This is a genomic window from Anaeromassilibacillus sp. An200 (assembly GCF_002160025.1).
In the GTDB taxonomy this organism is placed as follows: Bacteria; Bacillota; Clostridia; order Oscillospirales; family Acutalibacteraceae; genus Caccousia; species Caccousia stercoris.
Window position 1 is genome coordinate 1 of sequence record NZ_NFJU01000027.1, and the last position, 14,362, is coordinate 14,362.

General features: G+C 51.9%; 15 protein-coding genes. 7 read left to right on the top strand and 8 right to left on the bottom strand.

The window, feature by feature from the left end:
- Positions 1–177: 177 nt before the first annotated feature.
- Positions 178–1,284: an S-layer homology domain-containing protein gene (locus tag B5F35_RS13050; protein WP_087241652.1), complete on the top strand. Its 1,107-nt coding sequence runs from the start codon at positions 178–180 to the stop codon at positions 1,282–1,284.
- A 117-nt stretch (positions 1,285–1,401) separates the two neighbouring features.
- Here B5F35_RS13050 and B5F35_RS13055 read toward each other — a convergent pair whose 3' ends face one another.
- A complete protein-coding gene (locus B5F35_RS13055; protein ID WP_087241654.1) occupies positions 1,402–2,664 on the bottom strand; it encodes a DUF1266 domain-containing protein in 1,263 nt (420 codons plus the stop codon).
- A 17-nt stretch (positions 2,665–2,681) separates the two neighbouring features.
- Positions 2,682–3,620: a 1-phosphofructokinase family hexose kinase gene (locus B5F35_RS13060; protein ID WP_087241656.1), complete on the bottom strand. Its 939-nt coding sequence runs from the start codon at positions 3,618–3,620 to the stop codon at positions 2,682–2,684.
- A 156-nt stretch (positions 3,621–3,776) separates the two neighbouring features.
- Between B5F35_RS13060 and B5F35_RS19445 the strand changes: the two genes are divergently transcribed.
- Positions 3,777–3,911, top strand: a complete 135-nt coding sequence (locus B5F35_RS19445; RefSeq protein WP_275532264.1) for a hypothetical protein — start codon at positions 3,777–3,779, stop codon at positions 3,909–3,911.
- A 45-nt stretch (positions 3,912–3,956) separates the two neighbouring features.
- Here the strand turns inward: B5F35_RS19445 and B5F35_RS13065 are convergent, their stop codons facing one another.
- Genes B5F35_RS13065 through B5F35_RS13080 form a run of 4 tightly spaced genes read right to left on the bottom strand, consistent with a single transcriptional unit; the run spans position 3,957 to position 8,166 of the window.
- The gene (locus B5F35_RS13065; protein WP_242969522.1) at positions 3,957–5,444 is read right to left on the bottom strand and encodes a M20 family peptidase; all 1,488 of its coding nucleotides are present in this window, start codon (positions 5,442–5,444) and stop codon (positions 3,957–3,959) included.
- Positions 5,398–6,060, bottom strand: a complete 663-nt coding sequence (locus B5F35_RS13070; RefSeq protein WP_087241658.1) for a hypothetical protein — start codon at positions 6,058–6,060, stop codon at positions 5,398–5,400. The genes B5F35_RS13065 and B5F35_RS13070 overlap by 47 nt, the downstream gene beginning before the upstream one ends.
- Before the next feature lie 12 nt (positions 6,061–6,072).
- Positions 6,073–6,804, bottom strand: coding sequence for a DUF5058 family protein (locus B5F35_RS13075; protein ID WP_087241660.1), 732 nt, complete (start codon positions 6,802–6,804; stop codon positions 6,073–6,075).
- 15 nt (positions 6,805–6,819) lie between these two features.
- Entirely contained in the window at positions 6,820–8,166 is a 1,347-nt protein-coding gene (locus tag B5F35_RS13080; protein ID WP_087241662.1) for a C1 family peptidase, read from the bottom strand.
- Between the two features lie 218 nt (positions 8,167–8,384).
- Here B5F35_RS13080 and B5F35_RS13085 point away from each other — a divergent pair, with 218 nt between their 5' ends.
- From B5F35_RS13085 to B5F35_RS13105, 5 genes are read left to right on the top strand one after another with little or no spacing between them, the layout of a single operon-like run.
- Positions 8,385–8,756 carry a GntR family transcriptional regulator gene (locus B5F35_RS13085; RefSeq protein ID WP_087241664.1) on the top strand — a complete coding sequence of 124 codons (372 nt, stop codon included), beginning with the start codon at positions 8,385–8,387 and terminating at the stop codon, positions 8,754–8,756.
- 9 nt (positions 8,757–8,765) lie between these two features.
- A complete protein-coding gene (locus tag B5F35_RS13090) occupies positions 8,766–9,497 on the top strand; it encodes a hypothetical protein (RefSeq protein ID WP_087241666.1) in 732 nt (243 codons plus the stop codon).
- Positions 9,478–9,984, top strand: a complete 507-nt coding sequence (locus tag B5F35_RS18485; RefSeq protein ID WP_140401220.1) for a hypothetical protein — start codon at positions 9,478–9,480, stop codon at positions 9,982–9,984. Before B5F35_RS13090 ends, B5F35_RS18485 begins: the two co-directional genes overlap by 20 nt.
- Complete coding sequence (locus B5F35_RS13100; protein WP_087241670.1) at positions 9,971–10,711, top strand: ATP-binding cassette domain-containing protein; 741 nt, start codon at positions 9,971–9,973, stop codon at positions 10,709–10,711. Before B5F35_RS18485 ends, B5F35_RS13100 begins: the two co-directional genes overlap by 14 nt.
- Entirely contained in the window at positions 10,708–12,123 is a 1,416-nt protein-coding gene (locus B5F35_RS13105) for a hypothetical protein (protein WP_087241672.1), read from the top strand. Before B5F35_RS13100 ends, B5F35_RS13105 begins: the two co-directional genes overlap by 4 nt.
- 60 nt (positions 12,124–12,183) lie before the next feature.
- On the opposite strand, the gene B5F35_RS13110 is transcribed toward B5F35_RS13105, so the two are convergent.
- Both B5F35_RS13110 and B5F35_RS13115 read right to left on the bottom strand, forming a co-directional pair.
- Positions 12,184–13,179: a C39 family peptidase gene (locus B5F35_RS13110; protein WP_087241674.1), complete on the bottom strand. Its 996-nt coding sequence runs from the start codon at positions 13,177–13,179 to the stop codon at positions 12,184–12,186.
- A 266-nt stretch (positions 13,180–13,445) separates the two neighbouring features.
- Complete coding sequence (locus B5F35_RS13115) at positions 13,446–14,264, bottom strand: hypothetical protein (protein ID WP_087241676.1); 819 nt, start codon at positions 14,262–14,264, stop codon at positions 13,446–13,448.
- Positions 14,265–14,362 lie beyond the last annotated feature (98 nt).

Below are 14,362 nucleotides of genomic sequence, written 5' to 3' on the forward strand. Positions count from 1 at the left end.
CGAACCATCTTGTGGTAGGAGGACACTACCAATCCACAGCATCCCTTACAGTGTAGCACAGCCCTTGGAGAGGGGCTTTAATAACTACTACTCTATAATACAAGGAGGAAATTGGAAAGAGAAAAACATCGTTAAACAAAAGTAGAAATCAATTTCTCATAAGAAGGAGAGAATACAATGAATAAAAAGTTAACAGCAATCATTCTCGTTGGTGCACTGGCTTGTGCAATGACAGTTCCTGCGATGGCGTCGGAAAGGACAGCAGTTCCCATTTCTGCCCCGATCGCCGCGGAAGAGCCGCAGCCCCTTCCGGACAGCGTCCTCTATTATGGTACAGTAAAGGAATGGGTTGAGGATGAAAACGGCGCCATCAAGCAGATTTATTTGGAATCTGAGCGGTACGGGGCTTATCTGATGAATGTCTCGGAAGATACCGTTTGGATTGACAGCGGCAGACATACACAGTCCGATCCTTCCAGCCTGCAGAAGGGAGAAGGCGTTTATGTGTTCCACAGCACAGTAGAAACAAGATCACTGCCGCCTCAGACAGCTGCTTTCGCCGTTGTCCGTAACATTCCGATGGATGCCGGCAGTGCAATGTATCATGAGGTGGAAAACGTGTCCCTTCAGGATGGAAAATTGACCATCACAACGGACAATGGCGGTCTGTTTGTTTTTGCAGACGAGCAGACACAGCTGTTCTCATATGGTACGGATACTGCTCCCTCTCTGGAGGATATTCAGTCGGGAAGTTATGTGATGGCCTGGTATGGAGCGGTTGCCACCAGCTATCCTGGACAGACTCATGCAAGCGCCTTGATGGTACTGCCGAAACAGCAAACGGCAGAGAAAAGCGAAAAGGAAAGCCTGTTGACCCGTGCAGGGTTGGTGTCGGCTCTGCATGAAAAAGCAGGCAAGCCTGTTGTAAATTATGCCATGCGTTATGCGGACGTAAACGCGGATTGCAGCTATGTGGAAGCAGTTCGTTGGGCAGCAAGTGAAGGATTGCTCGGAAAAGAAGGGGAAAGCTTTCTGCCGGACAATTTTGTGAACCGCGAAGAACTGGCGGTAGCACTCTGGCGTTATGCCGGATCCCCCACACCGGAAGACTATGCCATTCTTAATAAAATGGCTGATGTGGAGGAGATTTCCATCTCTGCAAGACTGGCTGTTGCATGGGCTTGTGAAAAAGGGGTGCTGCCTGCAATCGATGAGGGCATTTTTGCTCCTCAGCAGCCAGCAAGCGAAGAAATTCTGGACGCTGCTCTCCAAAAGCTTTCCTAAGGCAATCAGCCTGAAAACATATGCCCTGCATCTGAGCTGCTGAATAAATCGTTTCTCCCATGAAAGAAAAGTTCCCTGGTGTGCCATGGCACACCAGGGAACTTTTTTGAGATTTTCTTAGCTGCGATTATAATAAGTTTTCAAAATTTGGAGGGTAATCGTGCGGTCGCCTTGTTCTGTGGGATGCCAGCTGAGGTCCAGATTCCAGGGCACAGAGGTGTATGGACCGGGATTCTTTTCCTTCAGCATCTGATACACAGCATATCGATTTTTGATATTCTTTTCCGCTTCCTTCGGTTTCTGAGAATCGAGCTGCCATTGGGCATAGGCTTCCAGATAGTTTTCACAGAGCTGCTCCCAGGAGGAGAAGATACTTTGCATCTTTTTCCCGATTCGGCTGTATTCCTGATCCATTTCCTCCCGGCTGATCATGCGGGATTGGTACAGGTTTGCCGCCAGCTGAAACGCGTTTTCAAGGTCAAATGCAGCTTCCGGAGAAGGATCTTCCATACCATGAGATTCCACATAATGCTGGATCTTTTCCAATCCGCTTTTCTTGGAAGTGACATTCCAGTTTCCTTTGAGCGCAAACCGCGAAACACGGACACGGACAGGTCCCCGGTGTGTTCCGCCGACGAACAGCCATCCTTCCTGCATAGGGGACCAGGTTGATAAAATTGCATTGACGGACGTTGCCCACAGTTCCAAATCGTTTTTTGGAAGAAGAGGATCGCGGCGGGCGAAAAAGACAGGGGAGAAAAGTCCCAAATGAACACCGATGATACGGACCAGCACCAACAGAGGAAGATAAAGCAGAAGCATTTTTCGACCGATATCATCTTCGAAACTCTCTTCCGAAAGCATGCGCCCGAAGTCTCCCATCATGTCGACATAGTATTCCGTTGTGGTCAGCTGTGCTTCCTCACCGTTTCCCCGGATTTCTTTTGGAGAGATGGAGCGTAAGGTTCCGATAGGAAGAATGTCGGGAATGTCTTCATTTTCACTTTTGGTGACAGCTTTCATACGTACACGGGCGCAGATCTTTTCCCCGCTTGGAAGATCCAGAATATAATATCTCACATTATCCAGAATAGCCGGCCCATCTGTTTCATCCCAGTAGGGATCCAAGCACTGGGTTGTGAAGATTTCCATTTCCTTCATTTCCGCAATCGAGGAAGCCATCGGTGTGTCGGATGTGGACGGAGCGCCCACATCTCCCTCTCCCACATGAAAAAAGGAAGTATAGAGAGGATAAAGGGCAGGGGCGATCACCGGCGGCACAAAAAGCGAGAGGCACATGACAATGGGAAACAGGAGAAAAACGCATGTGGCAAAGCGGTGACGAAACCCATAGCGGTTGACAGTAGAGTACTTGTACATGATCGATCACCTTATCATCACAGTGTAATAGGCTGTACGGGAATTTGGGGAAGAAAGCGCTCAAAATCCGAACGCTCACACAGCAGCGTTCCCGGTTTTTCCAGCGAGCCCTGAGCAGCCGCGACCGCAGCGCGCAGCAGCTTGTCGGGGGAATCGCCGTGCAGGAGGCCAAGACATAAGCCTGCAACCATGGAATCCCCCGCTCCCTGCACACCGCGCACCTCCACCGGAGAGCCGGGCGTTTCCCATGCTTCTGTCTGGGTGACCAGCATGGCGCCCTGTTCCCCCATGGAAAGACAGAGACAGGAGAGATCGTATTCCTGCAAAATTTTCCGGCAAGCCCCGGCCAATTTCTGTTTTTCGGAAACGGTGACGCCAAAGGCTTCCCGCAGCTCGTCAAGATTCGGCTTGATGAGGGTAGGGTGAGCCAGGAGCCCTTCCCGCAAAAGAGGGCCGGAAGCATCAAGGATTACGGGAATCCCGAAGGACTGTGCAGAAACAGAGAGCGTGCGATAAATATCATCCGGCACACCCGGCGGTACGCTGCCGCTGAGCACCAGCAGTTCAGCCTGCGGCAGAAGACGGGCAAAAAGGGAAAGAAAGCCATCTAATTCTTCCGCTGTGACAGGGCTTCCTTTTTCATTGCATTCAGTCATCACACCACGGGAACGATCAAACAGTTTGAGATTGGTGCGCAGTTGTCCGGCGGCGGGAAAGAAATCATGCGGGATCTCACGGCTGTCCAGAACCGCGTCCAGCAAGTCCGCGTTTCCTTGCCGGGTGATTCCGGTACAGAACGGGTTCGCTCCAAGCTGATGCAGGACAATCCCAACATTGACCCCCTTTCCGCTGGGATCCTGTCGGGAAGTAAGGACATGATTGGTTCCTCCGGGGATTAAATGATCAATTTCAGCTGTATGATCCACACAGGGATTGAGCGTAACAGTCAGAATCATAACAGTTCCTTTCTCAGGTCTTGTTTGAAAAAGAAAAAGCCCTGATATTATAAAGTCGAATCCGTATTATGGGACATAACATCCTGTATGATAAGAGCATCGAAAAAATCAAGCGCTTCGATGCAATGAAATCGGAGCGAAAAGGAGGCGCTCCAGATGGAGTACAGGATGATTTCTGTAAACGGACATATAGAGGTGTTGGACAGGAGAGGAAATTTCCTGTTCTCTGCGGATACGGAGCAAGAGGCCTGGCAGGATTTGCGTGAATTGTCTGCCGCAAGCCTGGCGTAACAGCAAAACGAAAAAGGGGAAGCTTTTGAGGGAGCTTCCCCTTTTTCAGCTTTTCAGTAAAACGCGTGTAAAGAATTCCGCTGCGCGGCCAATTTTCTCCACAGGGATCCGTTCGTTCAGACCGTGGATACAGCCTCGTTCCTCTTTGGAAAGTTCCATAGCAGAAAAACGGAACACATGGTCGCAGATTTGGCAGAAATGGCGGGAATCGCTGCATGCGACCATCATATACGGAGCGACAATCGCATCCGGCCAGGTTTCCCGCACAGCCGCGCAGACCTGTTCCCATTGCGGGGTACCAGTGGGGGAAATAGGGGACGGATCCGTTCCCTGAATCCTGCGGACTGTAATATCCGGATCGTCTATGACCTTTTTCAGATACGCTTCGGCACTTTCCATGGTATCGCGGGGAGAAAGACGCAGGTTAGCCGTCATGCGTGCTTCGGTGGGGATGGCGTTCGCGGCGCGGCTGCCTTCCATTATGGTAAAGCAGCAGGTTGTGCGCATCAGAGCGTTCATTTCTCCGCCGGACTTTGTGCAGATTTGCTTGAGTAACGGAAGGAAGCACCAAAGGTTTGAAAAAATCAGGCGCATGGCAAAGGTAGAATGCCGGCCCAGTGTATCAAACATTTCCGCCGCGGCAGGAGTGAGAGAAGCGGGGAATGGATGCTTTTCCAGCGTGGTGACAGCCTTGCAGAGCGAGGCCACCGGCGTTTTGGGCGGAGGCGCGGAGGTGTGGCCTCCCTTGCTTTTCATGGAGATCTCCACATCCATCTGGCCCTTTTCGCAGGTCCCTATTACAGCGGTTTTGGCTTTCACGCCGGGGAACGCGCCTTCCACCACTGCGCCGCCCTCATCCAGCACCAGAGCGGGACGGATCCCACGGCGGCGAAGTTCCTCTACAATGGCGGGCGCACTTTGTCCCATGATCTCCTCGTCACCGGAAAAGGAGAGATACACATCGTGCTCCGGAACGAAGCCCTTTTCCAGCAGTGTCTCCACAGCTTCCAAAATGCCGCATAAGGTTCCCTTGGTGTCGAGCGTGCCGCGTCCCCACAGCACGCCGTCTGCGTCTGTTTCTCCACAGAAGGGATCTTTTTTCCAGGCGGAGAGATCTCCTGGCGGTACCACGTCGTAATGTGCCATCAAAATCAGCGGGGAATCCGCTTTTTTTCCCTTCCAGTGATAGAGAAGGCCGCTGGGACCGATGCGCTCCCGGAGACAGGTTTGCGTTACATGCGGGTATAACTCTGTCAAAAGTGTGCGGAAGCGTTCAAATTCCTCTTCGTCCACACTGGAAGCATCACGGCTTGACACGGTCTTGATCCGTACCATACGGGCTAAATGATCCGCGGCCCGTCCATAGTCGATCCCGGTTTCCGGTATGGAGGACGCGGGTTTCGTTTTCGGACGGAACAGAGCGGTTCGGATCAGCAGAACAGCGAGAAAGAGGACAACAACTGCCAGAATCAGCCAGCCGATCACCTCACACCAACCCTTTCTTGTATAGGATACGGGCAGTACCGATCGCAATCAAAGCGCCTACAGGCACAAGAACGCTGACGGAGGATGCGAGCGACGGCACCGCGACAAACAGGCCGATCATGACCACGAGCGGCGCAATGGCAAGCTTCCAGTTTTTCGCAATATACACCACGCCCAGTCCGCCAAAGAGAGCGGGGAGAATCATTTTGAACGCGGGCTGGAGCACGGGAGATTTCAGAATCGGCTGCATCTGTGCAAAGAGCAGAACGCCTGCCCCCAGAATCAGGGTGGTGACAATGGATGTTGTCGCAATGGCAATGGTGGAAATCACTTCACCTTCCTCGCTGCCGGGCTTGACCTTTGCAGCCTCCATCGCGTTAATGGCGGCGGGAGCTTTCAGATTTGTGATGTTTCCGGTGACAAAGGCGAGGTAGGTTCCGCCGCTTCCCAGCATCGGCGCATAGGTAAAAACTTCGATGGAACACACCACCCAGTAAATAGGCGCAACACCAAGAAGTCCGGCAAGAACATCAAGTGCGTTCGGCCAGACGCCGAAGTAAATGCACATGGAGACAGGAACCATCAGCATCATGATGAGCGCCGCAATCATCCAAGCACGGCCGTAAGCGTGCACCTGCACGCTGTATTCTTTTTGCTGTTTCATCCCATTCCCTCCTCAGCTCCAAAGCCCGGCGGGGAGAAGCTCCGCGGGCAGCAGATTAGCATACAAAATGGACAGGGCCATCGCGCCCAGCATGCTGATGGGCAGCGCAAAATTCTCCAGCCACTTGACTTTCAGCACTTTTACAAAAATGCCGCATACAGCCATGATGGCCGCGGAAGTCAAAAGTGTAAGGATGGAGAGCAGGCCATCGGAGATTCCCATGCCGAGGAAGGCGGAAATCATGCCGAGGAACATGGCAGTCAGGAACAGATCACCCCAGTGACTGTCCTTCCGGCGGAGATTGTGAACGCTGCCCTGGATTTTTTTCAGGAACAGGGGGATGATGATCAGCGGTGTGATGCAGCCCAGCGTCATAACCCAGGCAACCGTATTGAATGCCAGCGGGCCGCTGACCGGGGCGGAAATGCTTTCGCCAAGGGCATTGAGTGCCACGGTGGCGGCGGGCAGCTCATAGGTGACCGCTCCTAATACGCTCAGGCGGATCCAGGGAAGAGGAAGGCCAAGCGTGTTGGCGAGTGTGATCAGGCCCAGCAGAATCGAGACGGAGGGCAGAATGGCAAAGACAGCGCTCGAAGCAATGGTGCGCTTGACAACACTCCCAGAGATTCCAAGCTGACGGCTGCGGCGGACGGCCTTGACAAGAAAATAGACAGACTGCGCAATGACGAACAGGCCCACCAATATGCCCAGCAGATACATAAAGCCACTATTTTTGAAATCCAAACAAAGCCCTCCTTCTCAGCGATCGGCAAGTGTGCCCATCGGATCCCACGGAGGCAGATGACCCGGCTCGGTATCGAGCGCAGCTCTCTGTACTTCGGAAAGATGCTCACGGCGAATGACCACCTGGTACACATACCGTTCAAACCAGGCGGCGCTCATAAGATAATAACCCTTGCTGCCGTTTTCGTCGCTCCAGCTGTTCTGGATTTTCCAGCGCACCGGTTTGCCGTTTTCGTCCAGTTCTACACCGGTGATCACCATGGCATGGTTCATGGCGCTTTCCCGATAGTCGAGAGTGGTTCCCTTCTCCATGGAGAAATCCAGTTCAAACGCGGAAGCATAGTCAAACGCTTCGGAATCCCAGATCCCGCGCTTTCGATCGCCGCATTTGCTTACATCGCTGCCGAACCAGACAAGCTGTCCAGCCTGGAGCTGCTTTACAGTCAGCGCCGCAAGCTCCTCCACCGGCAAATTCAGATATAGGATGTCGCGCCCACCCACAACATTGCCGAGGTAATCAACCGTATAGGTTTTGCCGAAGGGCTTATCGGAGGTGGGGGAGTTGATCACGCTGACATAATCGTTCAGAGGAAGCTTGATGTATTTGTTGTAGAATGTTTTCGGCGTGAGGCCGCGATCGATATGATATTGCTTGTTTTTGTCGGTCCAGGTGAAATCAAACACAGCGGGCGGCTCTCCCAGGCAGGTGCAGAGAAAACAGTAGACCTCGCGCAGCATTGTGTCCTTTTCCGCATGCAGGGCGTCGCTGTCCGCGCCATCCCGAAAACACTTTTGCAGATGAGCGGCATACTGGTGCAGCTTGGTGTTGAGCAGACTGTTCATAGCTGCTGTGTGGCTGCTCTGGTAGGTTTCGTCCATGGCCTCCTTCGGAACAACACCGTATTTCTCAATCAGGCTGACAAACATATCCCACTGTCCGCCGTCCTGCACGCCTGTGCTGAAGATCCAGCAAAGCGTTCTGTCGTCAACAGGGCGATCGATGAGGTCGATGACAGACTCCAGATAATAATTGCATTTCTCAAATTTATCCCAGAAGGCAATATAATTCTGCGAAAGCTCAAAAGAATCCAGCTTGCACGTCTTTGCCACTTCCTCACGCAGAAGATTGGCTCCGGCAAAAATCCAGCAGCGTCCGCTGCGTTCCTGATTGGTGACAGGCAAAGTGGGGATTTCAACAGAAAAATGGAACCGATCACCGCGCAGACAGCGATTGTCAAACGTTACATCGGCGATTTCCGTTTTGGCCACAGCGTTTGTCATCGCGCGGCGGGACGGACTTTCGTTATACCGGGCAGAGAATTCTGAAAGCTGCTCTGTGTTTACAGCTCTTGCGTGTTTCATAGAAAAGACTTCCTCTCTGTGTTCTTTCCCTCCTTTGAGAATATGGAAAAGAACAAAATTTAATTTCATTTTAACAGAAAAGAAAACGAATTTCAACGCGTTAGCGTGGAAAGGAAGCCATCGAAAAAGGCAAAGGGGCTTGACAGAAAACCGTATTAGTTATATGATACAGTTAGAAACCGTATTACACAACTAATACGGTTAAAAGGAGGTGCGGAATGGTATCGTTTGACGGTTTTTCTCTGACAGATGGAATCCCCATCTATCAACAGATCCTTCTTTTTCTCAAGCGTGAAGCTGTGGCGGGGACGATCCGGGATGGGGATGAGCTTCCCTCGCGCCGTGTTCTTTCCGCACTGTTGGGCGTGAATCCGAATACCATTCAGAAAGCATACCGGATGTTGGAAGAGGAGGGATTGATTGCTTCCCATTCCGGCGCAAAAAGTCTGATGGTACTGAACGAGGAAACGCTGCGCCGCGTTCGAGGAGAGCTTTTGGAAGCAGACGCAAAGGGCGTGGTGAACGCTATGAAACAGATGGGGCTGACAAAGGAGGAGGCCCTTGTACTGATCGATCAATATTGGGAATGAGGTGATAGGATGAATCGGCATATTTCCATTCTGATGTGGCTCTCCCGAAGCAGCTTTTGGAAGCTAGTGGTCCTGACAGGGATCTCCGCAGTGATACAGACGGTGTGGTTTTGCTTTGTGCTGTCTGGGAATCCTCTTGCTTCTTTGGAAGAGCTGGCGGGCGGTGGTGCGCTGGCCGTCCCATTTTTCGTATGTTTTTTGCTGGCGTCGGCTCTGCTTTCCATCACAGGCTGTGAGATGGGGGCTCGCTGCGGCTATACGCTGCGCAGGCTGTCCGTCTCAGAGCGCACAATTTTTGCCTGGCAGTGGGGGTACAACAGTGCCTGCTTTCTGCTGCTCTGGCTTGTGGAGCTGCTCACCGCCTTTGGACTGTGCACACTGTATACCATGAAAGCGGACCCTTCTTTGGTGAGCGGACAAACGATTTTTCTTGCCTTTTACAGAAATTCTCTTCTGCATGCGCTTCTCCCGCTGGAGGATGTGTTTCTCTGGATCCGAAATCTGCTGTTTGCAGCTGCGTCAGGAGCGGCTTGTGCCGTCCTCTCTTACCGCCAGCGCCGGGGAAGGCTGGGATGGGAGATAGCGGCAGTCTGCACAACGATACTGTTTGCCTTTCCCAGTGCGCTTGGCCAATGGGAGTGGAATAGTATCGCCCTGTGCCTGATTGTGTTTCTGCTGTTGGAAATCTGCGTGTTTGTCTGGGGGAAGGAGGGCAGCACGGATGAAAAAAGAACGGTTTGAACAGAATTGCATCCCTCCGGGCTTTCCTTTTTCATCGGAACTGACCTATTTTACCATGGGAAGCCTCTGTGCCGCGCTCTACAGCCTGCGCTTTGTGCTGGATTACTGGAATGCCCGATGCGCTTTGTTTCGGCAAAATCCACTGACAGGGGAGTGGGTGCTGGAGGAGGGAGCCCAGATCGCGTCTTTTTCTGAGATCCTGGGCAGTGCATTGAACGGGTTTTTGATTCTGGCATGCAGTATGCTGTTTTTTGCCGCGCTTCATTATCAGTTCCATTTTCGCGGCAGCCGCAGTATTTACCTGATGCGCCGCCTGCCGGATCGATGGGAGCTGCACCGGCGCTGCCTCGCGGGGCCGGTGTTGGGGATCCTGATCTGCGCTGTGGCGGCAGGAATGCTTTTTCTTCTTTACTTTGCCGTGTATCGGTTTGCCACCCCGCAGGAATGTCTGTCACCGTTAGGAGGGGAATTGTATGGTAGAGCTTAATATACTCAACAAGCGATATTGGGGCAAAAGGGCATTGGAAAATATCAGCCTGTGTCTGCCGCGCGGCGAGATCGTCGGTTTGTTTGGGGAAAACGGCGCGGGAAAAACGACTTTGATGAAATGTATCCTCGGCCTTTTGCCGTTTGAAGGGACTGTTACGCTGGATGGCAAGCCCGTCACGCGCAAAAATATTGCGTCGTTTTCCTTTGCCACCAGCGAGCACTCCTTCTTTCCAAACCTCACGGCACAGGCGCACCGGGATTTTTACGCCCTTCATTTTTCACACTTCTCCGATCAGCGCTTTCGCAGTCTGATGGATTTTTTCTCCCTTCCCATGCATCAAACGATCCGGACCTTTTCCACAGGCCAGAAAAATCAGTTTGAGGTGATTCTGGCATTGTCACAGGGAGCGGATTATATCCTGATGGATGAGCCGTTTGCCGGGAACGATCTGTTTAACCGCGAGGATTTCTATAAGGTGCTCAGCGGTATTCTCGAACCGCATGAAACGCTGCTGCTGTCCACACATCTGATTGAGGAGGTGTCCGGTTTTATCGGGCGGGCTATCCTGCTGCGGCGAGGAACGCTGGCCGGGGATCTCTCGGTGGATGATTTGGAGGAGTCCGGAAAAAGTTTGGTGGATGCCATCAAGGAAGCGTATCACTACCGGGCCGATCGCGTCAGCCGCGCGATTGGGGAGCTGAGCGGGGAGGAGGGAGAAAAATGAAAAAGACCCTCGCCTGCTTTTTCGTTCTTTTGGCAGCAGCTGCAGGCGGTACGGCAGCGGTTTTTTCCCAGGTGTATGCGGCGCGGGATCAGGTGAAAATCACGCAGGAAACGCTTTACGGGGATCCCGCCGCGGCACAGGGACTGGCTGCACACATCCCGGCACAGTACCAGCACCACCTGTTCTGGAATACCGACTGTACCTTTGGTGAGGAAACACAGGCTGTCACCAGCTATAAGTTTTCCGCCATACAAAAAGAAGAGCCTCCGCAGGAACGAGAGCCGTTTCTGGAGATGACCAATCAAATCTGGTATGGCTATGATTCAGAAGCCGTAGAAGGGCTTTCACTTGCATATCAGGAGCTGTTTGACGATACGCCGGCGGGGAGTGAAAACAGCCGGGTCATCCATCTGAGCGATTATTATGAAACGTATCCATTGCAGCTTGGTCTGGAATTTCCCGTCTATTCCAGTATGATGTCGCAGGATGTCTTCTTATCGGAAAGTATCGATCCAGATGAGGCAAAGCTGTACCGTACCTTTGAGGAATTTTTTCAGATTCCGGTGCTGGCGGAGGAAACGATGGAAATCAGCGTGGGAAAGAGCACGGACGGCGGATGGGTGAGCTCTGGCTCCGGCAGTACGGAGAGTGATCGGTTTGATCTCTACACGGTCAGCGCTGTAGCGGACAATGCCTGCTATTTCGCTTTTGACGCTCATACACAGCTGGAAAATCTGGTGGATGTCAGTCAGATTAAAGATGGCTTCGGAATTTACTGCCTGCCTTTTGACAGTACATCGGAAGGAGAGGACTGCTCTTTTCCTCTGTTGACAGAGAAGCTTGCCACCGTGTATCCGTTGGATCCGCACGAGCGGATTCTTAACCTTACACTCAGCCCGGATCAGTCCCGACTGCTGCTGCATACTCAAACAGATGGAATGTATGTTATCACGGTGATTGACCGAGACACGATGGAAGCGGTGCAGCGTCTGGAAGTGGGGAAGATTTCGGCTGAGTCAATGGCCTTTCATCAGCTTTACGAGGGTGACGGCTTTTTCGCGGTACAGGTAGAGTGGAATACGCTTGCGGCTGTGCGGTGGGAGCCAAACGGAATCTGCGAGGAGTTACTTTTCGTGCCCATATCGCCGGATCCGGAGAATCCGATCGTTTCTTTCCAATTCCGGACGCTGGCGATGGATTTTGACGGAGAAAAGCTGGCGGTCTGCGATTACCAGATGAATGAGCAGGCGGACAACATTGTGAATGTTGTGCTGGCGGTTTATAATAAAACGGGAATGGTATATTGCGGTTCCTATGCGAACAGCCTGAGCCTGGGAGGAGTAAAAGGAGACTATACGTTCAGCTGCCGCCCGCTGGACAATGGCGGTATGACGGTAAAATGGAAATCATGAAAGGACAAAAAACACCGCCGGGATAAGCATTCTCCGGCGGTGCTTTTATATGGCATGTTCTCAGGAGGCGGGAGTTATCGAAAGATCCTCGTGAAGGAGGGCGACGCATTGGCTTCCCATGGCCAGGTAGCTTTGCTCCACCTGTTCGATGGGGTAGCGGACTACACCGTTGGATTCATACGGATCGCAGAGATAGTAGTGCTCCGCATCCCGTCCGATCAACACCATGCAATGTTGGTTGACTGGATACAGATAGGTGGTGGAGTGGTCATAAGACTGCCACTGATACATGGAGCTGATCTCCTGCATATCGATTGTCACCCAGATGGCGGCGGGAGTATTGTTTTTCATCACCACTTCGGAAAAGACTTGCTCCAAAGAAAGCCCTGTGAGATTCACAGCTTTTTGATCGGGATCCTTCAAACATTGATTCAATGCTTCTGTGATTACGGGGGCAAAGCAGCCCCAGCCGCCGTTTTCCGAAAAAGGATCTCCGGCATAAGCTTGGTTGGGATCCGGGCCATAACGACAGCCCCATTCCAGATAGACCGGTTCCATGGGCAGATAGGCGCGGACGAAGTCCTCCGGCGAAATGGAAAAACCGGAAGATTGCAGGAGCATCGTGGCGGAAACAGCTTCGCAGCCGTTGGGCAGAATTCCTTCCTGGCTCAGATAGGGAACATTGTCCAGATAAAAGCGAAAATCCTCATCCACAAGGCCGATCATGTCGCGGAAAATCAGAATTTCATCAGGTCCGGAGTATTCGTAGCAGAAGCGAAACAGCTCATTTCCGGAAAGATCGCCGCAGGCAATGGCCTGGAGCAAAATGTCCCAGTCCAGCAGAGCCTGTTCTTCTGCCGGAAACTCTGTTTGATCGCCAAGAGGGGCGTCCTCCCAGAAGTAGATTCCCGCAAACAGATCGGAATGATCTTCTGTTTGGAGGATGGAGGGATCCCGATATTGTGAAAGGAAATAGGCGCTGGTAAGAGAAATGTTTTTGGAAAATTGGTTGGAATGCAGGCGGGGGAAAGAAAGAGGAGAAAAGCGCTGAAGCAAAGCGTCATCAGAAGGAAGCTGAGCAGAAGTGCCTTCCCCAGCGTTCCCAAACCGGAACGTTTTTTCTCCTTCTTTTTCGGGAGGCTGTTGACGCAAGGCGCGGTATGGCCAGCATATTTGGGTTTATAATGCGACATCGTTTCCTCCACTCCCCTCCAAATGCTTTCTGCGGCTAAAACCCGATAAAGTCCTTTTACCCAAAACACGGAAAAAAGCGGAAGAAGGTTGCGTTTTTCTATAAAAAAATCCCGCCGGTGGGCGGGATTTCAGGGCGGATCAATAGGAATTGGTTCTTCGGAAGAAAGCAGAAGATTTTTGCCGTTGGAATCGGCGCGGGAAACTGTTTGCAGGCTGACAACGGTGATTTGCCGTGTGTCTTCTCCTTGTATTGTTCCGCGGTATCCGACGCGAATGGTATCTCCAAGCAGCAAACCGTCACGCAGACCACTGCAGGCGTTTTTGGTGTAGGAAAAGGACAAGAGCCGTCCGTCTCCTGTTTCCAGCAAAAGTGAATGCATGGCGGCTTCCTTTACCACACCCTCTTCATAGGAAACCGATTCTTCTCCCATCAGGGAAAAGCATGAGGAGACCTCATCCTGCGTCAGCATCATTTCACGGTAGAGCTGTTCCTGCTGCTCATTGGCGTAAAGGCAGGAGGAGGGGAGAGCGTAACAAAACACGGAGGAATCGAAATCCCGTTCGGAGAGAAAGGTCATGGATTGGGGGGAAGCTTCTGAAAAGTTGTCCCACCATGTGGATGTCACACAGCGGATCACCAGAAGCGGGGACTCCTTGTCGTTCTCAAAATAAAAAGTAACCTGGGAATATTCGGAATTATCCTCTTCCTGATTCCCGTGGGACACTACAATTTTGTAATTTTCCGATTTCCAGCGGGCTGGAACGGAAAAAGAAAATCCGATTTCCGTATTTTTATATAAAAAGCCTTCCTCCGGCAAGTTTTTCTGCGAAGAAGTGGTGGCTGTACTTTCCAGCAGTGTTGCCGGAATCGTTTTCGATGCAGAAGAACAGGCAATCAGGCAAAGAAGGAAAAGTGGAACGACAGGGAAAAATCGAGCGTTTCTCACAGCAATCTTCCCCTTTCTGTATAGAATGGGTTGTATGGAGACGAAAGAAGGGCAGATCCTGCCCTTTAACGCGAGTATACTGTTTTTCTATGAATTCG